At 39.5% G+C, this 23972-nt stretch carries 24 protein-coding genes; 12 read left to right on the top strand and 12 right to left on the bottom strand.

Annotation, left to right across the window (positions count from 1 at the left end):
- Positions 1-67: 67 nt before the first annotated feature.
- From H148_RS0110900 to H148_RS0110865, 8 genes are all read right to left on the bottom strand, one after another.
- Positions 68-850, bottom strand: a complete 783-nt coding sequence (locus H148_RS0110900; RefSeq protein WP_029034829.1) for an ABC transporter permease subunit — start codon at positions 848-850, stop codon at positions 68-70.
- Complete coding sequence (locus H148_RS0110895; protein ID WP_029034828.1) at positions 843-1550, bottom strand: ABC transporter ATP-binding protein; 708 nt, start codon at positions 1548-1550, stop codon at positions 843-845. The genes H148_RS0110900 and H148_RS0110895 overlap by 8 nt, the downstream gene beginning before the upstream one ends.
- Positions 1544-2779 (bottom strand): nitrous oxide reductase family maturation protein NosD, encoded by a 1236-nt coding sequence (locus H148_RS0110890; protein ID WP_029034827.1) that lies wholly within the window; start codon positions 2777-2779, stop codon positions 1544-1546. Before H148_RS0110890 ends, H148_RS0110895 begins: the two co-directional genes overlap by 7 nt.
- Positions 2776-3219 (bottom strand): nitrous oxide reductase accessory protein NosL, encoded by a 444-nt coding sequence (locus H148_RS17735; protein WP_083961649.1) that lies wholly within the window; start codon positions 3217-3219, stop codon positions 2776-2778. The genes H148_RS0110890 and H148_RS17735 overlap by 4 nt, the downstream gene beginning before the upstream one ends.
- A 10-nt stretch (positions 3220-3229) precedes the next feature.
- A complete protein-coding gene (locus tag H148_RS0110880; protein WP_029034826.1) occupies positions 3230-3838 on the bottom strand; it encodes a hypothetical protein in 609 nt (202 codons plus the stop codon).
- A gap of 93 nt (positions 3839-3931) precedes the next feature.
- Positions 3932-5899, bottom strand: a complete 1968-nt coding sequence (nosZ, locus tag H148_RS0110875) for a Sec-dependent nitrous-oxide reductase (RefSeq protein WP_029034825.1) — start codon at positions 5897-5899, stop codon at positions 3932-3934.
- Between the two features lie 90 nt (positions 5900-5989).
- Entirely contained in the window at positions 5990-6583 is a 594-nt protein-coding gene (locus tag H148_RS0110870) for a fasciclin domain-containing protein (protein ID WP_029034824.1), read from the bottom strand.
- A gap of 25 nt (positions 6584-6608) precedes the next feature.
- Positions 6609-7115, bottom strand: coding sequence for a c-type cytochrome (locus H148_RS0110865; RefSeq protein WP_211222989.1), 507 nt, complete (start codon positions 7113-7115; stop codon positions 6609-6611).
- Between the two features lie 248 nt (positions 7116-7363).
- Here H148_RS0110865 and H148_RS0110860 point away from each other — a divergent pair, with 248 nt between their 5' ends.
- The gene (locus H148_RS0110860) at positions 7364-7792 is read left to right on the top strand and encodes an RrF2 family transcriptional regulator (RefSeq protein ID WP_029034822.1); all 429 of its coding nucleotides are present in this window, start codon (positions 7364-7366) and stop codon (positions 7790-7792) included.
- Between the two features lie 37 nt (positions 7793-7829).
- On the opposite strand, the gene H148_RS0110855 is transcribed toward H148_RS0110860, so the two are convergent.
- Together H148_RS0110855 and pta are read right to left on the bottom strand one after the other, a co-directional pair.
- Entirely contained in the window at positions 7830-9017 is a 1188-nt protein-coding gene (locus H148_RS0110855) for an acetate/propionate family kinase (protein ID WP_037325100.1), read from the bottom strand.
- 27 nt (positions 9018-9044) lie between these two features.
- Positions 9045-11138, bottom strand: coding sequence for a phosphate acetyltransferase (gene pta, locus H148_RS0110850; RefSeq protein WP_029034820.1), 2094 nt, complete (start codon positions 11136-11138; stop codon positions 9045-9047).
- Between the two features lie 190 nt (positions 11139-11328).
- Here pta and H148_RS0110845 point away from each other — a divergent pair, with 190 nt between their 5' ends.
- The 6 genes from H148_RS0110845 (at position 11329) to mscL (ending at position 19045) form a co-directional block, all read left to right on the top strand.
- On the top strand, positions 11329-12063 hold the full coding sequence (locus tag H148_RS0110845; RefSeq protein WP_029034819.1) for a class I SAM-dependent methyltransferase: 735 nt from the start codon (positions 11329-11331) through the stop codon (positions 12061-12063).
- 174 nt (positions 12064-12237) lie between these two features.
- Positions 12238-13332 (top strand): redox-regulated ATPase YchF, encoded by a 1095-nt coding sequence (gene ychF, locus H148_RS0110840; RefSeq protein WP_029034818.1) that lies wholly within the window; start codon positions 12238-12240, stop codon positions 13330-13332.
- A gap of 241 nt (positions 13333-13573) precedes the next feature.
- A complete protein-coding gene (locus H148_RS0110835; RefSeq protein ID WP_029034817.1) occupies positions 13574-15427 on the top strand; it encodes a DNA topoisomerase IV subunit B in 1854 nt (617 codons plus the stop codon).
- Between the two features lies 1 nt (position 15428).
- Positions 15429-15911 carry a hypothetical protein gene (locus tag H148_RS0110830; RefSeq protein WP_029034816.1) on the top strand — a complete coding sequence of 161 codons (483 nt, stop codon included), beginning with the start codon at positions 15429-15431 and terminating at the stop codon, positions 15909-15911.
- A complete protein-coding gene (locus H148_RS0110825) occupies positions 15912-18590 on the top strand; it encodes a DNA gyrase/topoisomerase IV subunit A (protein ID WP_029034815.1) in 2679 nt (892 codons plus the stop codon). It abuts the gene before it with no gap.
- Entirely contained in the window at positions 18590-19045 is a 456-nt protein-coding gene (gene mscL / locus H148_RS0110820) for a large conductance mechanosensitive channel protein MscL (protein WP_037325092.1), read from the top strand. Before H148_RS0110825 ends, mscL begins: the two co-directional genes overlap by 1 nt.
- A gap of 43 nt (positions 19046-19088) precedes the next feature.
- On the opposite strand, the gene H148_RS0110815 is transcribed toward mscL, so the two are convergent.
- Together H148_RS0110815 and H148_RS0110810 are read right to left on the bottom strand one after the other, a co-directional pair.
- Positions 19089-19463: a hypothetical protein gene (locus H148_RS0110815; protein ID WP_029034813.1), complete on the bottom strand. Its 375-nt coding sequence runs from the start codon at positions 19461-19463 to the stop codon at positions 19089-19091.
- A gap of 31 nt (positions 19464-19494) precedes the next feature.
- Positions 19495-19902, bottom strand: coding sequence for a helix-turn-helix domain-containing protein (locus H148_RS0110810; protein ID WP_029034812.1), 408 nt, complete (start codon positions 19900-19902; stop codon positions 19495-19497).
- A gap of 278 nt (positions 19903-20180) precedes the next feature.
- On the opposite strand from H148_RS0110810, the gene H148_RS17730 reads away from it, so the two are divergent.
- The 5 genes from H148_RS17730 to H148_RS0110785 all read left to right on the top strand — a co-directional run.
- On the top strand, positions 20181-21344 hold the full coding sequence (locus H148_RS17730; protein WP_037325089.1) for a M14 family metallopeptidase: 1164 nt from the start codon (positions 20181-20183) through the stop codon (positions 21342-21344).
- A 78-nt stretch (positions 21345-21422) separates the two neighbouring features.
- A complete protein-coding gene (locus tag H148_RS0110800; RefSeq protein WP_029034811.1) occupies positions 21423-21902 on the top strand; it encodes an Lrp/AsnC family transcriptional regulator in 480 nt (159 codons plus the stop codon).
- 83 nt (positions 21903-21985) lie between these two features.
- Positions 21986-23056 (top strand): YihY/virulence factor BrkB family protein, encoded by a 1071-nt coding sequence (locus H148_RS17725; protein ID WP_083961647.1) that lies wholly within the window; start codon positions 21986-21988, stop codon positions 23054-23056.
- A 115-nt stretch (positions 23057-23171) separates the two neighbouring features.
- Positions 23172-23771 (top strand): type 1 glutamine amidotransferase domain-containing protein, encoded by a 600-nt coding sequence (locus H148_RS17720; RefSeq protein WP_051286398.1) that lies wholly within the window; start codon positions 23172-23174, stop codon positions 23769-23771.
- The coding region (locus H148_RS0110785) for an ISAon1 family transposase N-terminal region protein (protein WP_029033138.1) at positions 23764-23972 on the top strand (209 nt) is incomplete at its 3' end. The genes H148_RS17720 and H148_RS0110785, both read left to right, overlap by 8 nt.

The following is a 23972-nucleotide window of genomic DNA, read 5'->3' as shown; positions in this document are numbered from 1 at the left end:
ATATATAAGTTACCAAATGATCTACTAAAGAGCTACAAATTGCTGTTAAACAATGTTCAAGGAAGGGTTAAAAGTCTTTTTTCTTTACGATTCGGGCAATATTTAATAATGGCAGAATCGTCCATAATACTAAAACTGAAAGGGAGATTACAGACCCAAAGGAAGTTCCGAAGAACTGCTTAAAAACGGCACCGGTATAACCGAGCAGGGCGGATATGTCCAATTTCAGAAGGATGAGGATTCTAGACAAATCAATAGGATTCAGCATGGTTGCGATCAATGAAAATTTATCAAGTGGATATTCCTGAAAATAGACCAGCGAAAGCAAAAATACTCCGTCATATACCACAGCAAGCAACAGCCACATGAGGATGGCGTAGCCAAAACCTTTGATCTTATTCTCGCTGGAGAGGGCAATATTGAAAGCCAGGGCAGAGAAGATAAGTGTGAGGAAAACTCCTGTAATTAATAACATTGTAAAATCCCAGATTGCCGGGGATTGAAATAATCCATAGGCTATAAAAGGAATGCCCAACCCTAGTACAAGACTAAGAGAAAGAGAAACGGCAACTCCCAGGTATTGTCCAAGGAAAATAGAGGTTCTTTTTACAGGTTGGGCAAGAAGGAGCTCTGTGAATTCCCTGGAATTATAAAAGTACATGACCCCGAAAATTGTCCCAATGAGGGGCACCAAAATAATGATGACATTCATAAGGGTTATAACGGCGTTAGAAAGGTCGTTGTTAAGGAATAAGAGTACAATTCCCAAAAGCAGGTAAAACAGAAAGTATATGTAACTCCAGCTGCTTCGGGTAAGGTCAAAAAAACTGTATTTTAATATCTTAAACATGTTCTCCGGTTAACAGGGTTGCAATGGCGTGTTCAAAATCACGCTGATTTGTTTTTTCTTTTAATTCTTCTACCGAGCCGTTAAAATAGATCTTTCCTTCCCAGAGGAAAACGATCCTGTCTGACACGCTTTCTACAAATTCCATTATATGAGAAGTCACAAGAATAGTTTTTCCACTGGCTTTCTCTTTATGAAGCAACTCCTTTAATTTAAGGATCGAAACAGGATCCAAACCTGTAGTTGGTTCATCCAGGATCACCAGGGGACTGTCAAACATAAAAGTGAGTACCAGGTTTACCTTTTGTTTCATTCCTCCCGAAAGGTTGGTTAGTTTTTTATCAATAAACTTGTTCACCCCAAAAAAATTGATCAGTTCCTGCTCACGTTTTGCTTCCCCTCTTAAATCTTTGATCATTTTAAGTAATTCGATCACAGTGAGGTTTCCGGGGAAATTGGCGATTTGGGGTAAATAATCTATTTCTTTTCTATATTCCCAATTGTTTTTTAATGGTTTGCCATTAATATGAATACTGCCTTTTTCCGGCACTACCATTCCAAGAATACTTTTTATTAAAGTGGTTTTTCCCGATCCATTTGGACCCAGCACCGCGATGATTCCATGATCATCAATATTAAGTTCCAGTCCGTCGAGAACGGTATGTTTTCCGAATTTTTTATGGAGGTTCTGTATACTTACCATTTTATCTTTTTCATTTGGGGATGGTGATCTATTAAATCTTTGGGAGTGAAAATAGGAGAGACCTTTTCTGAAAAATCGAGTAGGCCTATGAACATGCTGCGAAGCAAAACAATGGCTTCAGGCGTTTGGGTTACCAAATAGGAAAATAATTTTACTGGCCTGTAGGCCACATCTCCTATGCCGTCTTTGTTCAGGTCATATCCACTGTATTCACTCCAGTAATTTCTGTCGAATTCATTTTCATTAATACGGCCTGTATAGGCAACATCGAAAGAATTGTACAGGAAGTTATTGCGGGTAAAAATATTTTTATAGCAGGCTCCGCGGATTTTGATACCATAGCCGTTATTGATGAAATCATTCTCAACGTAATCGATTCTGTTAGTGCCATCGGCGCTTATGGCAATGGTATTTTTTTCGAATACATTATGTTTAAGTTCCGCGTCATTAATTTCTTTCAGTAGTAAGCCAAAGGAGGCGCTACCCCAGCTCTTTTTAAAAACATTGCGGTACATTTTAATATGTTTTGAAAACATGACCGCTACTCCGGCGCCATTGCTTTCAAACACATTATCCAGGTACTTATTATGATCGGAGAACATGAAATGTAGGCCATAGCGCAGGTTGTCTCTGCATACATTGTCTGAAATAATACTTTCACCTGCAAATTCCAGATAAATCCCGTCACGCATTCCCGAGACAACGTTATTGCTGATCTTGATTTCCTTTGAATGCCAAAGGTGAATACCGTTTCCGGAATTATCCTGCCTTACCGATTTACTCTTTATTCTGTTTCCGGTTATGCTTCCTCCTGTGGATTTCTCGATAAGAATTCCGAAGAAAACATTTTCCAGCCTGTTGTTCCGAATAGTGAAATTTGTTGAATGCGCCATTAATATTGCAGCAAATTCACTGGTATGACTGGTACTGATATTTTTAATATGCAGGCCTTCCATGGTAAAATTGTTTGCCTGGATACTAAATGCTGTACCTTTCTTTTCGGCATCTATTACGGGATAATCTTCCCCGATGATGCGGATTGATTTGTTAAGGATCTTTATATCGTGCTCCCTGTAAGTTCCGCTTTTGATTCTAATAACGTCGCCGTCCTGTGCCATATCCACAGCGGCCTGGATCGAAGTAACCTCACAACTGTGACAAACCTCGATCTCCCGGGCCTGTGTGGAAAGTACACTAAGAATAAAAAGAAGAAGCATCCATCTTCTCATTGAACTTCATTTGAGGTTACTGATTTTTCACTCTGGAACTGAGCTTTTAATTCGTTCCAGGTATATGTGGGGGCATTTTTAGCAGTAGCCTTTATGGCAGCAAGATTTTCGCCCATGGGACTGTTGATACTGTCATTTATTATGAATTGGGCTTCATTCACCTGAAGCATTGTTCCCGGTTGAGAATAATTGGCTACCTGTTTTATTGCCATTTCTGCTTCATTCCGTTGCAGATCGTGCACCATGCATTCTATTGCATCATATTTGAATTGTTTCCCCTTAGTGCTCACGGCCTGGGCGGCATGAGCCTTACTTACGATCGTCATTTCACAGAAGTGACACGAGTCTTCGCCATATCTAATAGCCTCGGGTTTTGTACTACAGGAGGCAAGAACTCCCAGTAATGATAACGTATACAGTAAACTCTTTATCTTTTTCATAATTTACTATTTAAGATTTTTCTACTCTTCTTCCGGTGAAAAAAGCAATCAAAGTCAAAAACATACCCAGGAATAGTAAATATGCTCCTGTCCTCGGATATGATTTTGCCTCGAAATTGAGGATTTGATCTGTACCCCAAAGTGGAGGTTTGTAATTAAGAGGATTTCCTTCTTCATCGGTTAATTTAATAACAGCATTAGGATCTAAGTCTGTGCCGTAATCCAGCAACCAATTATTGAAGTCATACATTCCCAGTAGTCCGAGAATACTCATAAGAATAAACCAGGCCAGGAACCAGTTGGGGCCAAGAATTCCAAAAAATCCGAGGATTCCCACCAGTACACCAAGTGCGGCCATTCCACCAATTACCAAGGGAAAAACTTCAAACTCCCACATTTCTTCAGGTTTCGGGATCTTTTTCATCCCAATATATTTATTGACACCATCAATATTTTGAATGTCAAATTCCTCTTCTCCTTCAATTCCAAAGATATAAATGTTCATTCCCAGAGGGTCCGGATATTGAGGAGCTCCAAGTTGAATATTCCATAAAGGAAAGATAAACAGACCTAATAACAGCAGGGAACCCACTGTCATTAAAATTCCAGACTTTTTCATTATTAGTTGTTTTAGACAAGAAAGCGGGACGGAATCCCGGCCCGCTTTCGGTCAATGAAAAGCTATCTTTTAACTAACTAACTAATTAAACTACTACGACTCTCCATCTAATGACCATTTGAGCTCTACGTTTGAGTTCGCTGGAGATACCCGAACATAACCCTGCATTTCCTGGTGAAGTGCAGAACAGAAATCTGTACAGTATAGTGGCCATACTCCTTCTTTTTTGGGTTCCCACAACAGAGTTTTAGTTCCACCCGGCATAACCAGTAATTCGGCAGTGTTAGCACCTATCATGGCAAAGCCGTGGGGTACATCAAAATCCTGCTCAAGGTTGGTAACGTGGAAGTAAACCTTGTCACCAACTTTTATACCTTCAATATTATCTGGCGCAAAGTGACTTCTAACCATGGACATGTAAACGTGGACTTCATTTCCATCTCGTTCCACACGGGTTTCAGATTCATTTTTCACCGCATATTTATGCTCGTTTTCATCCAAACGGAATATCTTTTTAGAATTTTGCTTTACAATATCCGCAGGAATTCCTGCTGCATAATGTGGTTCACCTATAGTTGGGAAGTCGAGCAGCAGTTCCATTTTCTCACCTGAAATATCATATAGCTGTGCAGAATGATTCATTTCAGGCCCCGTTGGTAAATATCGGTCTTTGGTGATCTTGTTCATCGCAACCAGGTATTCTCCAAAAGGTTTCTGAGAGTTTCCACCAGGGATCATAAGGTGTCCTACAGAATAATAGGTAGGTTTTCTGTCAAGGATTTCAAAGTCGCTTAATCGCCACTTTACAACTTCCGAAGAAATAAAGAATGTAGTATAAGCATTTCCTTTTCCGTCAAATTCTGTATGAAGAGGTCCTAATCCCGGCTCTTCCACGATTCCTGCAAGAACAGCATCATAATTAAGCACTGGCATTCCATAAACTTCCCCAATAAAGTTTTCTTCTTCGATCGCCTTTAGCATTTTTGAGAAGGAGTGGACAGTTACCTGGGCAGCAAGTTTACCACTACCAACAATATATTCTCCTGTTGGATCCACATCACAACCGTGGGGAGATTTGGGAGTAGGGAGGAAGTAGATCGCACCCGGAACATCTGTAGGATTAACTGTCATAATTCCCTCTTTCATTGTAGAAGTGGCAGAATGCTTGTGGTGGTCAAACACGTTGTGCGCATATTCTGCAGGCATCATTTCCCCACCGCCATTGTTTACATACTCTTCAATCTTTTTCCAGTTCACTGCCACGATATAATCTTTATCGTTTTGAGAAGCATTTACCTCAAGAAGGGTATTTGCCTCTTCAGAGTTATAGGTGGTAGCAAACATCCATCCGTGAGAAGCAGCTCTACCAGGGTGAGCAAGATCAAAACTGAATCCGGGCATGATCACCTGGAAGGCTATCTCCATTCCACCTGTTTCCTGATCTACCTTTACAAAAGTCATAGGACCTTTAAAGTTACCCTTCATTTCGTCAATTGTCATATCCTTTTGAGGAGACGGAATAGAAAAACGGGTACCGGCAACCAGGTACTCAGTATTCTCAGTAATCGCAAAACTGTGGTTTCCTGCACTGTTTGGGATCTCCAGAATCTCTACTGTTTCGAAAGTAGTAAGATCAATTCGTGCTACTCGCGGAGTGTTGTTCTCATGGGTGAAAATCCATCTTCCATCAAGTTCTCCATTTGTTTGAGAAATGTCCAGGTGGTGAAGATCTCCCCATGGTACAAATCCATAAGAAGTATTGAGCATGGCTTTTGTTTCTTCATTGTAGCCGTAGCCTTTTTCAGCATCTTGTGAGAAAACAGGAATAACTTTCAGCATTCTTCCTGATGGTAAACCATACACAGAAAGCTGTCCGCTAAAACCACCGGAAAAGAATCCGTAGTATTCATCATGCTCTCCGGGAGCCACGTAAACTTTCTCGGCGGCACTGGCAGCCATTAAACCTCCCGATCCTTGTTTGGAAGATTCGGTGTTGTTGCCGCAGGACTGCATGAATAGTCCCAGAACACCAAGAGCTGCGAATTTAAAAATGTGTTTCATTAAAGTGGAATTAAATGATTGTTGTTAAAAACTTTATATATTATTTTGAAAAATATTCCCGATTTAATTAAGTATGTGTATTGTTAGATCTTAAAGGTTTTCCGGAAGAATTACTTCATCTATTACATGCACCCAGCCATTACTCACTTTTACAGTACCAATGATCTTTTTACCTCCTACATAAATATCATCTCCGTCCATTGTCACTTCCACATTCTCGCCAGATGCCATATAAAGAGTACGACCTTTTTCGACATTTTTAACTAGTGTTTCAACCGGGTAATTACTAGGAGCCACATGATGCTTTAATATATAGGAGAGATCTCTTTTATTTTCCGGCTTAAGAAGGTTTTCCACAGTTCCTTCCGGAAGCTTCTCAAATGCTGCATCTGTAGGAGCAAATACCGTCAAAGGACCTACGTTTACCAGGGAATTTTGCACTCCGGCAGCCTCAACAGCCGCTTCAAGTGTATTATGATCCGGTGATTCAATCGCTAACCGCAGCGCATTTGGAGTTTCACTATCGTCATCTATATAAGCCTGACCCTGATTCGAAACGGGTTGATCATGATTCATTTCGGCATGAGGTTCAGAATTTTCGCTACTGCCGTCCTGTTTACAGCCTGTGAAGAGTATGGAACCCGCCATAAGAATCAAAAAGGATAAAGAATGGATTACTTTCATATTGAGGAGTTATAGGTTAAACAGATCAATTGTTTTGGTCATACTGTCTAAAGTATTCCAGAATGGCCCTGGTTTCTTCTTCGGTAAGGTTCTGATTGGCCATTACTGCCATATTGGATTCTATAAGAAGTTTTTTGGCAATGGGATCTTCCTTGATCATTTGCTCAGGATTTAAGATCATGTTCATGATCCATTCAGGAGTTCGTCTTTCGGTCACACCGGCGATCTCCGGACCGATAAACTTTTTATCCATTTTGTGGCAGGCAGAACACATGTTCTTAAACAATTCTGCACCTCTGGTGGCCATAGACTCATCGATATTCTCACCAAGTTCGAGATTATCTATAGGACCAATTCCCTTATTCTGCATATTGTCAACCTCTGCCGTAGTGGAGGCGGCTTCCTCAATTACTTCTTCCTGTACAATACTACTATCGTCGGAAAGATTGATTTTTTCCTTTTCTTCCTTTTCACCGCAAGCAATTGCAGAGAAGATGAATAGTAGGCTTAAAAATTTAATTGTTAATTTCATGATAAATTTTATTAATATTACAGGGCAAAATTAGTTATTTACTTTTAATAAAAGATAAAAAGGTCTTAATATTTTTTAGGATTAAATTAATGTCTGGTTTGGTCATTCTTTTCTCTAATAATTAGGACAAATATCTCCTGATTAAAAAAGATAAAATATGATAAGAATCAGGATTATATTAAATTTGGGATCTAGCTGTCTGAATTTTATTTCTGAACTCAAATAATTCTAATCAACCTCAACAAATAATGTTATCAAGTTCCAGTAAATATGCAGTAAATGCCGTACTTTATCTAGCGGTCCATTCAAATGAAAAGAATAAAATAAGAGCAAAGGAAATAGCAGAAGCTATTAAGCTGCCATCGCCGTTCCTCTCTAAATTATTACAATCCCTGTCCAGAGAAAATATAATTTCTTCCTCAAAAGGACCAACAGGAGGGTTTTACTTAACAAAAGAAGCGTTGGATACGCCTTTAATTGATGTTGTAAATATTATTGACGGAACTAACAGGCTGGATGATTGTGTTCTTGGTTTGAAGAAGTGCAGTTCCGAACAACCCTGTCCCGTCCACTTCTCTGTGCAGCCATTAAAACAGAAGTTCAGGAAAGAACTGGAGGAAAATATTAGTGTATTTGCCGCAAAAGTAAAAAGCGGAGAGGCTTACCTGTTTGTGTAAAACTCTCCGCTCAAAAATGCTATTTTTTAAAGGTATGCTATTGCATAGCTAAAGTTTGTTTAGCAATCTCCAGCTCTTCATTTGTTGGAATCACCAGGATCTTTACTGCTGAAGTTTCAAAACTAATTTCTCTTATTTCTTTAGAACGAATCCTGTTTTTTTCATCATCAAGCTTTAAGCCCAGATACTCCATATCTCTGCAAACCAGCCTTCTTATAACGTCTGAATTTTCTCCTATCCCTGCTGTAAAAACAACAGCGTCAAGACCATTCATGGCGGCAGCATAGGCTCCAATATACTTTTTGATTCTATAGGCATTCATTTCCAAAGCCAACTGACACTGCTTGTTACCTTTTTCAGCCTGCTCCTCGATATCTCTAAGATCACTGTAGCCGGTGAGGCCGAGCATTCCACTTTTGTGGTGAAGTAGATCACTCACTTCCTTCGCAGAATAGCCCAGCTGTTCGACCATATAAAATATGACCGATTGGTCAATATCTCCACTACGTGTACCCATGATTAGTCCGTTCACCGGTCCAAATCCCAGGCTGTGGTCAATACTTTTGCCGTCTTTTACTGCTGTCATACTGCAACCATTGCCAAGGTGGACGGTAACAAGTTTAGTATTCTTTTTCTTCAAAAAGTCATTTGCTTTTTCTGAAACATATTTATGGCTGGTACCGTGAAAACCATACACCTGAATTTTTTCCTCTTCATAAAACTTGTTAGGAATGGCATATTTACCAGCTTTGGCAGGAATACTTTGGTGGAAAGCAGTGTCAAATACAGCTACCTGCATTGACTGGGGAAAAATTTCCTCGGCAACTTCTATTCCTTTAAGATTTGGCGGATTGTGCAAAGGTGCCAAAGAAAACAGCTCTCTGATTTTTTCTTTCACCTTGTCATCTATAACAATGGTATCCGAAAAACTTGCGCCTCCATGTACTACCCGGTGGCCAATTGCAGGAATATCGGCAGGATCCTGGATCACACCATAATCGCTGTGCATAAGGTGTTTTGTTACCTCCTTTAGTGCTACGGAATGATCTTTAATTTCCATTTCTTCGGAAGTAGAATAAACCTCCGATTTATAATAAAGTTTTCCTGAAGCCTGTCCAATACGTTCCACAAGTCCCGAAGCTAAGACCTCTTCAGAAGGCATGTTGATCAACTGAAATTTTAAAGAGGAACTTCCGGAATTAATTATTAATATTTTACTATTCATATTTTTTATATTAGATTCAAGGTAGCACTATATACCTTGTGCCTGAATTGCTGTTAAAATAACCGTATTAAACACATCATCCACGGTACACCCACGGCTAAGGTCGTTCACCGGCTGGTTAAGCCCCTGTAACATAGGGCCAATTGCCAAAGCTCCTGTTTCCCGCTGGACAGCCTTATAGGTATTGTTTCCGGTATTAAGATCTGGAAAAATAAGAACGCTTGCCTGTCCCGCAACTTCAGATCCAGGTAATTTGCTCTTTCCAATATTTTGATCAACTGCAGCGTCATACTGGATTGGTCCTTCAATCTTAAGGTCGGGACGTTTTTTCTTTACAATTTCTGTTGCCTCACGAACCCTGTCTACATCCTCTCCTTTTCCCGAACTTCCGGAAGAGTAGGAGAGCATGGCGATCTTTGGCTCGATTCCGAAGGCTTTACTACTTTCAGCAGAAGAGATACAGATCTCTGCAAGTTCTTCGGCTGTAGGATTTGGGTTGATCGCACAATCTCCAAAAACTGAAACTCTGTCTTCAAGACACATGAAGAAAACAGAAGACACTATCGAAACTCCGGGTTTTGTCTTTATAAACTGCAGTGCCGGTCTAATTGTATGTTGAGTAGTATGTGCCGCACCGGAAACCATACCATCTGCATGACCTTTATAGATCATCATGGTTCCAAAGTAGGAAACATCGCTCATAAGATCACGGGCAATATCCATGTTAATATTCTTATGTTTCCGCAGTTCGTAAAAGGTATTTACATATTCATCAAAGTTATCAGACTTTGTAGGATTAATGATATTCAGCTTATCGAAATCCATTGGAAGAGCGAGGTTCATTATCAATTTTTTGATCTCATCCTCATCCCCCAAAATGGTAAGATCTACGATGTCCATAGCAATAAGACGGGAAGCGGCGGTTAGGATACGCTCATCTGTACCTTCGGGAAGAACAATATGTTTACGTTGCTGCTGGGCACGTTTTACCAGGCTGTACTGGAACATTCGAGGCGTAAGACCTTTGGCTTGCAGTCCTGAGAATCTCTCTATAAGTGGATCTATATCAATATACTTTTCAAAAGTGCTTATGGAAGTTTCAATTTTTTGGGTACTATCAGCGTAAATATTGGAGTTGATGGCGCCCACTTTGTTGGTTACGTTGAAGGTCCCTTCTTCCACAGAAATAATGGGAACCACCTGTGAAAGCCCTTCAATAAGCTGAATGATAGAATCTTCGGGAATTAATCCTCCCGTGAGAATAATTCCGGAAATTCGGGGGTAATTACTTGAAATGTGAGCCTGAAGTGCCCCCAGGATAATATCTGCCCGGTCCCCGGGAGTGATCACAAGACTTTCGTTTTTTAGATGCTTAAGGTAGTTGCGGAGTTGCATCGCTCCAACCCCAAAACTGCCGGATTGGTTATCAAGAAATTCTTCTCCAAAAAGCACTTTTCCATCAAGTGCTTCCACAATCTCTTTGATAGTTGGATTGGCAAGAGTGTCGATTAGAGGCAACGCAAAAACAGCAACATCATCTGGAAGGAACTCCCTCATGCCACTGGTAGCGATGGTGAGGTTATCAAGTTCAATTTTATTGCTTACCATCGCCATAACCCGCACATCCTTTTTAATGAATGTTTGATAGGCCATTTGCAGGCTTCCCATTAATCCTTCCTTGGATTTGCCACGGCCGCTTGCTATAATGATTACCGGTAAGCCAAGGTTTTTTGCAATATTGACATTTTCATCAAATTCGAAAACACTGCCTTCTCCCGAAAAATCACTGCCTTCAACGAGTACAAAATCGAAAGTTTCCTCAAGTTTCTTATATTTTCTAATGATGGTGTCAATAATTTCACCCGATTTTCCATCATTGCGTTTTTGAGTTACTTCGCTCCTGGTATAAGCGTATGAATCTTCATAAGACATAGGAAGATCAAAATATTTTAGGATCGTGTCGATATGATTATCGAGTTTTCCCGGCTTTTCCTCATTAATTATTGGCCGGAAATAGGCCACCTTTACAGTTTTTCCTAATAAGGCTCGCATTAGTCCCAGGGAAATCAGGGATTTGCCACTGTTGGGTTCCAATGTCGCTATATAAAGTCCTTTGTTCATAGTTTTTATAATTCTGATGCAAAAGTAAGGCTTATAAAAAAGTTCAAACCGGGAGAGAGGTTAAAAAGTCGTGAAAATCTGATGAAAATCACCTCAAGCAGGACAGTTTCGTCCTGTTTTTTTCCCCGGAAAAATTTTCTTTAAAAATGCTATTTTAGAAAGGTACTATTTCAGCTGAAGTTTATAACTTATGAAAGACCTCTTCTCGTCCTATTCCGACGATTACTCCCGGTATCGTCCCACGTATCCTGTAGAACTTTTTAATTTTCTCCGGAAGCTTTGCCGGTCCGGAGAAAGAGCGTGGGATTGCGGTACGGGTAACGGGCAGGTGGCAGGGGAACTGGCCATGTTTTTCGAGCAGGTAAATGCGACAGATATCAGCATTCATCAACTTGGACAGGCAGTTCAGAAATCAAATATTCAGTATTCTAAACAACCTGCAGAGAAGACTGCTTTTCCAGGTGATCATTTTGATCTCGTCACCGTAGGGCAGGCTGTTCATTGGTTTGATTTTGAAAAGTTTTATACCGAAGTTAAAAGGGTGCTTAAAAAGGATGCGGTAATTTCTATTTTTGGATACTCCCTTTTTAAAAGTAATTCTGAAACAGATCAAATCATCCGTCATTTCTACAATAACATTATAGGACCTTATAGGTCCCCGGAAAGATGCTTTTTAGAAGATAAATATAATACGATACCCTTTCCGTTTGAGGAAATTGAAGCTCCGGCGTTTGAGATGAAGCAGCAATGGAGTTTTGAACGCTTAATTGGGTATCTTAACACCTGGTCGGCCGTTAAAGCGTATGAGAAGGAGAAAAATGCAAATCCGGTGGAGCTTGTGAGGGAGGAACTTCAGGAGAGTTTTGGGGAAGTGGGAGAAATAGACTTTCCGGTGCTGCTCCGGGTGGGTAGAAATAGTGAGTAAGCTTCCGCAGTAAAATTCATATAAAAAAATTTCGGAATGGGTATCAAAAATGGCATTTTCAGAAGGTCTTTTCAGCCCTTTTTTTGGTGAAGATTTCCGAAGATTTTGAGCTGTTCAAAATTCCAATTCATATAACTATATTTGCAGCCGCTAAAGAGCATCAAAAAATATTATATGAAAGCCGGAATTGTAGGACTGCCCAACGTAGGAAAATCAACTTTATTCAACTGTCTCTCAAACGCCAAAGCGCAGAGTGCAAACTTTCCCTTCTGTACCATTGAGCCGAATATTGGAGTGGTAAACGTACCCGATAAGCGCCTGGAGAAGCTGGAATCTCTTGTAAATCCTGAGAGGGTGATGCCGGCAACTGTAGAAATTGTGGATATTGCCGGCCTTGTAAAAGGGGCGAGTAAGGGAGAAGGTCTGGGGAACCAGTTCCTCGGAAATATTCGTGAAACCGATGCTATTTTGCACGTTTTAAGATGCTTTGATAATGAAAATATTGTCCACGTTGATGGAAATATTAATCCTGTAAGAGACAAGGAAACTATTGATATGGAACTTCAGCTGAAGGATCTGGAAACGACCGAGAAAAAGCTGGAAAAGGTAAAGCGTGCTGCCAAAACCGGAAATAAAGATGCCCAGAAAGAAGAAGCTGCTCTGTTAAAAGTAAAAAAAGGACTTGAAGCCGGACAATCTGTTAGAGCAATTGAGCTGAATGAAGAGGAAAGGAACGAGTTTATTAAGCCTTTGCAATTCATCACAGACAAGCCGGTGATGTACGTGTGCAACGTAAATGAAGACGACGCCGTTTCGGGAAATGAATATGTTGATAAAGTTAAAGAATCGGTAAAAGGGGAAGGAGCTGAAGTTCTTGTGCTTGCAGTAGGTACAGAAGCAGACATTACTGAACTGGAGGATTATGAGGAGCGCCAAATGTTTTTACAGGATATAGGACTCGAGGAGCCGGGATCTGCTAAACTAATTCGTGGGGCCTACAACCTTCTTAATCTACAAACATATTTTACAGCAGGAGTTAAAGAGGTTAGAGCATGGACTATTCCAATAGGAGCCACAGCGCCACAAGCCGCAGGGGTGATCCATACAGACTTTGAAAAAGGCTTTATTCGTGCTGAAGTAATTGCTTACGATCACTATGTTAATTATGGCAGTGAAGCTAAAGTAAAAGAAGCCGGAAAGATGAAAGTGGAAGGGAAGGAATACATTGTAAAAGATGGTGACGTAATGCATTTCAGGTTTAACGTTTAAATTAGAACTGAGATTTTAATATTTCTGTATAAAATTAGGCCTCACAGGTTTCCAAACCTGTGAGGCCTTTTTAGTAATATTCCGGAACTTACCTTCCAAAAATGACAATTTTGGTCATGAATCTTGAACCCCGAATTTTGAATGCCCGGATTGTGAAACAATTGTTAATTATTTTGTTCATCATAGGTTTCAACTTTTTAGAGGAAAGCTTATATTAGCCACGAAACCGCAGGAGGCCCCTATGATCGAAGAAACAAAATATACCGAAGATAATATACGGTCATTAGACTGGAAGGAGCATATTCGCATGCGTCCGGGAATGTATATTGGAAAACTCGGCGATGGTTCCAGTGCAGATGATGGTATCTATATTCTTCTAAAAGAAGTTATAGATAACTGTATCGATGAGTTTGTAATGGGTGCAGGAAAGACTATTGAAATATCTGTGCAGAATCAAAGGGTGATCGTGCGTGATTACGGCCGTGGAATTCCCTTGGGAAAAGTGGTGGATGTAGTTTCCAAAATGAACACCGGGGGAAAATATGACACCCGCGCCTTTAAAAAATCGGTAGGTCTTAACGGAGTTGGTACCAAGGCAGTAAACGCCCTTTCCAGCAACTTTAGAGTGGAATCCACCAGAGACGGACGATCAAAATCGGCGGAATTTGAGCAGGGAAATCTTATTGAAGAAGAGGAACTTGAAGAGACTTCAAGACGGCGTGGGACCAAGGTCACTTTTACTCCCGATGAAGTAATCTTTAAACATTACAAATTCCGTTCAGAATACATAGAGAAAATGCTGAAGAACTACGTTTACCTTAATCCGGGGTTAACGATAGTTTTTAACGGCGAAAAGTTTTATTCAGAAAATGGACTGGCCGATCTTTTATCGGACAGCATTAACGTAGATGATCGTTTGTATCCAATCATTCACCTTCGTGGAAATGATATTGAGGTAGCGATCACTCATAGCAAAACTCAGTACAGCGAAGAATATCATTCTTTTGTTAACGGGCAGCATACTTCACAGGGAGGAACTCACCTGGCGGCTTTTAGAGAGGCTGTTGTAAAAACCCTGAGAGAATTTTACAATAAAAATTTTGAGGCCAGTGATGTTAGGAAATCCATAGTTTCGGCTATTAGTATAAAAGTAATGGAGCCGGTTTTTGAAAGTCAGACTAAAACCAAACTTGGTTCTACAGATATGGGGGGAGACCTGCCAACAGTGAGAACCTATATCAATGATTTCCTAAAGACCCACCTGGACAACTTCCTTCACAAAAATCCTGAAACTGCCGATTTGCTGCAGCGAAAGATCCTGCAGGCTGAAAGAGAGCGCAAGGAACTTTCGGGGATTAGAAAACTGGCAAAGGATCGGGCTAAAAAAGCCAGTCTGCACAACAAAAAGCTTCGCGACTGCCGCATTCACCTGGGAGATAGTAAAAAGGAGCGATACCTGGAAAGCACACTATTTATAACGGAGGGAGATTCAGCAAGTGGATCCATTACCAAATCCAGGGATGTGAACACCCAGGCGGTTTTCAGCTTGAAAGGGAAACCTCTTAACAGCTATGGGTTGAGTAAAAAGATCGTTTATGAGAACGAGGAGTTTAACCTGCTTCAGGCGGCGCTGAATATCGAAGAGTCCATGGAAGACCTGCGGTATAATAATATTGTGATCGCTACAGATGCCGATGTTGACGGGATGCACATAAGATTGCTGCTTATTACTTTCTTTTTACAATTCTTTCCGGAGCTAATCAAAGAGAACCATTTGTACATCCTGCAAACGCCTCTTTTTCGGGTGCGAAATAAAAAAGAAACAATTTACTGTTACAGCGAACTGGAAAGGCAGCAGGCAGTTCAAAAACTTTCAGGAAAACCTGAAATTACACGATTTAAGGGACTAGGGGAAATTTCTCCGGATGAGTTCAGACATTTTATTGGTGATGATATTCGGCTGGATCCTGTAATGCTCGACAAGGAAATGAGCATTGAGGAACTTCTGAGCTTCTACATGGGTAAAAACACACCCGACAGGCAGGAATTTATCATTGATAATCTTAAAGTTGAGCTGGACCTTATCAACGAATAACATGAAATTTAACAACAGGAAAGAAACCAGCATTATCCCCTCGATATATATTATTGTTGTGGCAGTCTTTCTCACCAATGCATTCGCTTCTGTTGAGTTCAAATATGACGATGTTCCTTTTAATTACAGTAGTCTGATCCCAAATGTAATCGCCCTGCTGGTTGGAATTTTCATTTTTATGGTAGGGAAGACATTTGAATTTGACAGTGACGGGGAAACCATAAACCTAAAAAGTAATGGAGTATTGGTGTCACAGTTTATACATTACCGGGAACAAAGGACCGAGGTGCCAAAATCAAAATTGAAGGACTTTAAGGTTGAGGATTATTTTTTATACAAACGCCTGCACATTTTTATTCATTCCAGAAATAGCAGGGGGTACAGGCACTACAAATACAATATTACTTTTTTGAACGGCAAGAAAGTCAAAGCTTTAAAAATGTCACTTGCCAAGATTTTGGAAAAAAACAAAGCGAAGGCTTAAATGGAGAACGAGAATCTAGACGATCATCAAGAAGAACAATTCGGACAGAACGAAGAGCTGAATTTAGAGAATAACGAGGTGCTTACAAAGGTAACCGGGATGTATAAAGACTGGTTTCTTGATTATGCTTCCTATGTAATCCTCGAAAGAGCCGTTCCTTCTCTTGAAGATGGGTTTAAACCTGTACAGCGGCGTATCATGCATTCTATGAAAGATCTTGATGATGGTCGCTACAATAAAGTAGCCAACATTGTAGGTCACACCATGCAGTATCACCCACACGGGGATGCGAGTATTGGCGACGCAATGGTGCAGATGGGTCAAAAAGATCTTTTAATAGATACCCAGGGTAACTGGGGGAATATTCTTACAGGAGACGGTTCAGCAGCAGCCCGGTATATTGAAGCAAGACTTTCAAAATTTGCCCTGGATGTAGTCTATAACCCTAAGATCACGGAATGGCAGCTTTCTTACGACGGAAGAAAAAAAGAGCCGGTAAATCTTCCGGTCATGTTTCCTTTGTTACTTGCACAGGGTGCCGAAGGTATTGCAGTTGGATTAAGTACTAAGATTCTGCCGCACAATTTTATTGAACTTATTGATGCCAGTATAAAACATCTGCAGGGGAAGAAATTTAAATTACATCCCGATTTTGTGACCGGTGGCATCGCTGACATTACCAATTACAATGATGGGATGAGAGGCGGCCGGGTGAGAGTGCGCGCGAAAATTTCTCAACTCGACAAAACTACACTGGTAATAAAGGAAATACCCTTTAGTACTAATACTTCTACTTTAATTGATTCTATTCTCAAGGCAAATGATAAGGGAAAGATCAAGATCAAGAAAATCGAAGATAACACCTCGAGTGAAGTCGAAATTCTTATTCATTTGCCCTCCGGGATGTCACCCGATAAAACCATTGATGCTCTTTACGCTTTTACAAACTGTGAAGTGTCTATTTCCCCCTTGAGCTGCATTATCATCGACAATAAACCGGCTTTCCTAGGGGTTTCGGAAATATTAAGAAGATCAACAGATCACACTCTTAGCCTTTTAAAAAGCGATCTGGAGGTAAAACTTGAGGAATTTCAGGAGCAATGGCATTTTGCATCCCTTGAAAGAATTTTTATTGAAAAGCGAATCTATCGCGACATTGAAGAGGAAGAGACATGGGAAGGAGTGATTAAAGCTATAGATGAAGGTCTAAAGCCTCATATCACCCATCTTAAACGCCCGGTCACGGAAGAAGATATTGTACGACTTACCGAAATAAGGATTAAGCGGATCTCAAAATTTGACCTGGAAAAAGCAGAGCAAAAAATTGAAGCTCTCGAAGGGGAGATCGCTAAAATAAAGCATCACCTGGACCATTTGGTAGATTATGCTGTTTCGTATTTCACCCGATTGAAAAAAGAATACGGCGCCGGAAAAGAAAGAAAGACGGAATTGCGCCTTTTCGATGATATTGAAGCCACTAAAGTAGTTATCCGCAACACAAAACTGTTTGTTAACCGCAAGGAAGGATTTGTTGGTACGGCCCTTAAAAAAGATGAATACGTAACTGACTGTTCAGACATTGATGATGTGATTTGTTTTACAGCGGAAGGTAAAATGATCGTTACCAGGGTAGATGCGAAGACTTTTATTGGGAAAGACATTATTCATGTGGCTATTTTTAAGAAGAAGGACCGCAGGACCATCTATAATATGATCTATAAAGATGGGAAAAGTGGTGCTTCGTATATAAAGAGGTTTGCGGTAACTTCGGTAACCCGGGACAGGGAATACGATCTTACGCAGGGCAAAAAAGGTTCTGAAGTACTTTATTTTTCTGCCAATCCAAATGGGGAAGCCGAAGTGGTTATGGTGTATCTGAGGCAGGTAGGCAGCATCAAAAAGCTAAAATTTGAGGTAGATTTTGCAGACATGGCTATAAAAGGCAGGGCTGTAAAAGGCAACATTGTTACCAAATATTCGGTTAAAAAGATAGAACTTAAGGAAGAAGGTGTTTCCACCTTAAAACCCAGGAGGATTTGGTTTGATGATACAGTAAGAAGATTAAATGTAGACGAAAGAGGGGATTTACTGGGAGAATTTAAAGGAGAGGACAGGTTATTAATTATTACTCAGAATGGGATAGCCAAAACAATTAAACCAGAATTGACTACAAGATTTGATGAGGATATTATTGTGCTCGAAAAATGGGCGCCAAAAAAGCCTATTTCGGCCATCTATTGGGAAGGTGAAAAAGAAAAGTTCTACGTTAAGCGTTTCTTTATTGAAAACGAAGAAAAGGAAGAAAACTTTATTGGGGAACATTCCAAGTCTTACCTTGAAATTGTTTCAACAGATTATCTTCCGGTTGTGGAGGTGGTTTACGGAAAGATTAGAGGGAAAGATCAAAAACCAAATGATCTTGTTGAGCTTGAAGAGTTTATTTCAATAAAAGGCATTAAAGCACTTGGAAACCAACTAACTGCGGAAAAGGTCAAACAGATAAACCTTATGGATCCCAAACCTTTTATTGAACCCGAGGAGACTGCTCCGGAAGACATGGAAGTTATAGGCGAGGAGAACGTAGAGAGTCAAAATTCTACTCCTAATTTTTCTGAAGGAAAGCTTCAAAGAGAAACGACCAAACCCGACGACACCCAGATAAAACTTTTTGACGAATAATGGCAATAGGTTTTCTCAAAGAATTTAAGGAGTTTGCCGTTAAAGGCAACATGATTGACATGGCAGTTGGCATCATCATTGGTACTGCTTTTAACCGTGTCGTTGATGTGCTGGTAAAGCAGGTAATCATGCCACCGCTAACCCTTCTCACCGGCAGGATCCAATATGCTGACAGGAAATATGTACTTAGAGAAGAAATACCGGCTATAGAAGGGGGAGAAGTAATTGAGGAAATAGCTGTAGGTTACGGCCTCCTTATTGAAGTCTTTATTGATTTCCTGGTAATTGGATTTGTAGTTTTCATGGTTGTGAAATTCATGAACAGGTTTAGGAGGAAAGCTGAAGACCCAAACAACGGAACTGTGGCTACTCCCAAAAATATTGAATTGCTCACAAACCTGAATAATTTAATGCAGGAACAAAATGATTTGCTACGGAAAAAAAGCAGGAATTAATCAAGAGGTTTAAGGTGTAGAATAAGAGCAGTAAGAATTCGTATTACTCCACTTTTATTACTGTCCCCCGCTGTTTCTTTGCATCTCCCACTAATCCATACTCGAAGGTGTACGTGTTGTCCTTGGTTGTTAGGATCTTCATGTGAATCGGCTTTTCTTCAGCCCGGTTCTTCGGGTTTAAATTGGAAAGCAGATATTCACAATCGTTGATCCAACGTACGGAAGAGGTATCTGCCTTTCCCCTGAAATAATCTATTTCAATACTGTCATTGCGCACAAATCTTGTTTTTACCAGCTCACCTTCAAGATATGACTCAAATTCAAAGGTACCCGTTCTAAAATCTTCACAGTTGCGTTGTGGTTCATAACAGGAGGTTAGTAAGCAGAGGGCACAGATTCCCAAAAAGACATTTTTCATGCGCCAAATTTAAGATCTTTTTTGGTGCTACTCAATTTTGATAGGCATCAAAAGTGCCATCAGTGTAAAGAATAAAGATTCTTTTTATCTTTTTGGAGTAGGAAGTGGCCATTTGTTCATTTGAAGGCAGCGGTGAGGAAGTAGAGAACAAATCCTTCACCTCATCCTGTTGAGGAGTAACGGCCGATTCTTCTTTTTGCTGTTGCATGGATTTCTTTGGAAAAGTTCCCTTTCCATTGAGAAGCCAATATAATTCTACTTCCGGAAAAGCATTTACGATCTTCATTACAAAATCGAGACTGGGTTTATTTCTTCCCGATAGGAGATGAGAAATAGAGGAGCGGCCAACTTCAATTTTATCAGCAAAAGAGGCCGCAGAAAGATCATGATATTCCATAATCTTATTGATTCGTTTTGTAAATTCTTCTACGTTCACCATTGTAAACACAATTGTAAAATTAATACGTTTACAAAAGTAACATATTAATTTATAACTGGCAATACCTCCTTAAAAACGAACTATAACTATGAATAAACACTTAATATAAACATATGTAATAATCTAAAAACAAGCTAATTAAATATAAATATAAACCTTCAAGGAAAATTTCCCAGTGTCAGGTATACTTATGCAACCTGAGTGTTTACATTCCTACACAATCTTAAACCGCTTCCGTGTTTACGATTGTAAATTATAGAATATTTACTTTTGTAAACATGGAAACTGCAGAAGAATTTATTGGGAATTACAGTCAGTTTAAAATTGACTGTTTACAAGGGCGTCTTATTAAATATGACAATTTACAGGAAGCTTTAGTTGAGTTAAAAAAGGTATATGAGATTGTAGAAATTGGGAAGTCATTTCTCAATATTCCCATACAAGCTATTAAAGTTGGATCTGGTTCAAAGAAAATTCTTGCCTGGTCACAAATGCATGGGAATGAAACCACCACAACAAAAGGATTGCTCGATTTTCTGAACTTTCTCAATAAAAACAGAGAGATAGATGTAGTGAAGGAAATTTTTCGGCAATGCACACTTCTTATTATACCCATGCTCAATCCCGATGGAGCTGCGAGGTACACCCGGGAAAATGTCAATAAAGTGGATCTCAACAGGGATGCGCTTAACCTCCATGAACCGGAGAGCAAAGTGCTTAGGAAATGTTTTGAAGATTTTAAACCCCATTTTTGTTTTAATCTACATGATCAACGTACAATCTTTGGAGCAGGAGAAAGAAAATTTCCGGCTACTATTTCATTTTTGGCACCTTCTATGGATGCAAAAAGGACAGTTACCAAGGAAAGAAAAAAGGCAATGCAGATCATATCGGCTATGAATATGGAACTGCAAAAGATAATTCCGGGACAGATAGGCAGATTTGATGACAGTTTCAACATCAATTGTACAGGAGATTTTTTTCAGGCACAAAAAGTTCCTACTATACTTGTGGAATGTGGCCATTTTCCACAGGATTACTTAAGAGAAGAGACTCGTAAATTTTTTGCTTTTTCTTTTTTTATAGGACTTAGGTCAATTGCTACAGGAAGGTATGATCAGGAAAACTTAGAAGATTATCTTCAAATTCCTGGCAATGAAAAAAGTTTTCGGGATATTATGCTTCGAGATGTAGTAATTAATGATGAAACAGTTGATGTTGCAATTCAATATTCAGAAAAAATTAAAGCAGGGGAGGTCTCTTTTGAGCCCCGGGTGGAAAGTATTGGAAAACATTTAAATTTCTTTGGGCATGAGGAAAGAAACTGTAGTGGTAAGGAAGTAAAGAAAATTGATGGAACAGATCTTATCGAAAACGATATAGTAGAGGTAATTCTGTTAAATAAAGAGAAGTTATCAATAAAATCGCCCGATATTCCGTGAATATTATTTATAATCTAATTATTTTGTATTAATTTTGTACTTCGTTTAAAAATTAGGAGAATCTACAAAAGATAAGATATGGCAAAGTTTAGATTAGATGAAACCGATCACCAGATCCTCAATATGTTGATCGACAATACAAGAACCCCATTCACCGATATAGCGAAGAAATTAAATATTTCAGCCGGGACAGTACATGTGAGGGTTAAGAAAATGGAGGAAGCGGGAATCATACTTGGCTCTTCGCTTACTTTGAATTACGAGAAATTAGGTTATGCTTTTATAGCCTATGTAGGTATATTTCTTCAGAATACTTCTCAAACAAAATTTGTGCTGGAGCGTATTAATGAAATACCATACGTTACAGTGGCGCATGTTACTACCGGTAAATTTAACGTGTTCTGTAAGATAAGAGCTAGAGATACTCAACATGCAAAAGAGGTAATTTTTAAACTGGATGACATTGAAGGTGTGTACCGTACCGAAACGATGATCTCTCTTGAAGAAAGCCTTAATGATAAAAAAAGGCTTATGCATTCTATTTTCGAAAACCTATAGTTTATTAAATGTTTATTAAAAGCCCTTCAAGCATTAGTTTGGAGGGCTTTTTTTATTAATTTCAATCTTATTACCTTTTGTACATGAGCTTAATCAAGCGAAAATTACTTACATTCTGGGCATTAATAAAGCATTCCTACACCAGCTGGAACAGGAATGACCCCTGGGCCCGTAGCGCAACCATTGCTTATTATGCTTTATTTTCTCTACCGTCTTTGCTTATCATAGTTGTTACTGTAGCGGGTTATTTTTTTGGAAAGGAAGCAGTACAAGGCAGGATAACGCAGGAGATTGGGGAATTTATTGGGATAGATGCAGCGCAGGCTATTGAAGGTATGGTTGCTAATGCTGCCCTTGATCAGACTTCTACCTGGGCATTGATTTTTGGTTTTGCTTTCCTTATTTTTGGTGCTACAGGAGTGTTTTTTCAGTTAAAGGCTGCAATGAACAATATTTGGAACATTGCAGTAAAAAAATATACTGTAAAGAGAATTATCATTAATAGAGTCATTTCTCTGGGAATGGTTTTTGTTTTGGGGTTGTTACTCCTTGTTTCCCTTATTCTATCGGCGGTTTTAGCAGCTATTAATGATTATGTAGCATCTGTTGCACCGGTCATTACTACTTTCCTGCTGGACCTGCTGAATTTTGCGCTCTCATTTACCATCATAATGTCTCTCTTTGCTGCTATTTTCAAATGGCTGCCCGATGTGAAGCTAAGGTGGAAAACTACCTACCTGGGTGCCATGCTCACAACCTGCCTTTTTCTTATAGCCGAGTATCTCATTGGCTTTTACTTTGGACAGAGCAATCCCGGCTCGGTATATGGCGGTGCATCTTCGGTAGTACTTATTCTTTTGTGGGTTTATTATACCTGTTTAATCGTCTTTTTTGGGGCCGAATTCACTGTTCAGTACGCGCTTCACAAAAAAGAAAAAGTGGAGCCAAATGAATATGCTGAACCTGCTATATATCAGGAACTTGAAAGACTTGAACAAAAACGGGGACAATTGATAGATGAAAAAAGGATTCTTGATACACTTCAATCCCACGCAGACAAGGAAGAGGAGGAAAATAAGTTAGGTGAAAAACGGGAAAAGGAGAAAATGGAGCGTACTAATCGCAAAAACGAAAATAAGAAGAAATCTACTTAAACACTTTTCATAAAGTTTAACCTTCCATTCCTTTATTTTATAGGCTTCTTAGCACATTCTGAGCAATGTGATCATTATCTTATATTAAATTGTTTAACAATAAAAAAGAAAAGATATGAATAAGAAGGTAGCCATTTTGGCAACAAACGGATTTGAAGAAGTTGAATTAACCTCTCCTAAAGAGGCAATGGAAGATGAAGGATTTGAAGTCCATATTGTTAGTCCGGAAAAAGGGAAGATAAAAGCATGGGACAAAACTAACTGGTCAAAAGAATATAATGTTGACAAGGTGGTTGGGGAAGTTAGTGCAAGTGATTACAATGCACTTATGCTACCCGGAGGAGTTATGAATCCGGATAATTTGAGAACAAACGAAGATGCTTTAAAATTTGTTCGGGATTTCTTTGAACAAAAGAAGCCTGTAGCTGCCATTTGCCACGCGCCATGGACGCTTATTAGTGCAGGAGTTGTGAAAGGCAGAACAATGACCTCCTATAACTCCATGAAAGATGATGTGAAAAATGCAGGAGCAAACTGGGTTGATAAGGAAGTAGTTGTAGACGAAGGATTCGTTACCAGTAGAAATCCAGACGACCTGCCGGCATTTAATGCTAAGTTGATAGAGGAAATCAAAGAAGGAAAACGGATCAATCTCAAAAGTTGTGGAGGAATTGAAGTAAAGCTAGATATTTGCAGAAAAACTAGAGGTGGATAATTACCTGGATTTACTTAAGCTTGTATTGCCGCAATTCCTTGTAGAGCATTTTGATTTGATAAGAAGTAGAAAAGAAAAAGAAGTACTTCACCTTTACTTTGAGGAACGCAATACTCCTCCTCAGGAACATTCCTCAAAACTTTTAGTGTCTAAAGGATTCCATAAAGAAGTTACTATTCAGGATTTTCCCTTGCGAGGTAA

The organism is Salinimicrobium terrae DSM 17865, assembly GCF_000424665.1.
Lineage (GTDB): Bacteria > Bacteroidota > Bacteroidia > Flavobacteriales > Flavobacteriaceae > Salinimicrobium > Salinimicrobium terrae.
Note: the sequence above shows the minus strand (reverse complement) of the source record. Positions and strands in the feature narration are given on the sequence as shown.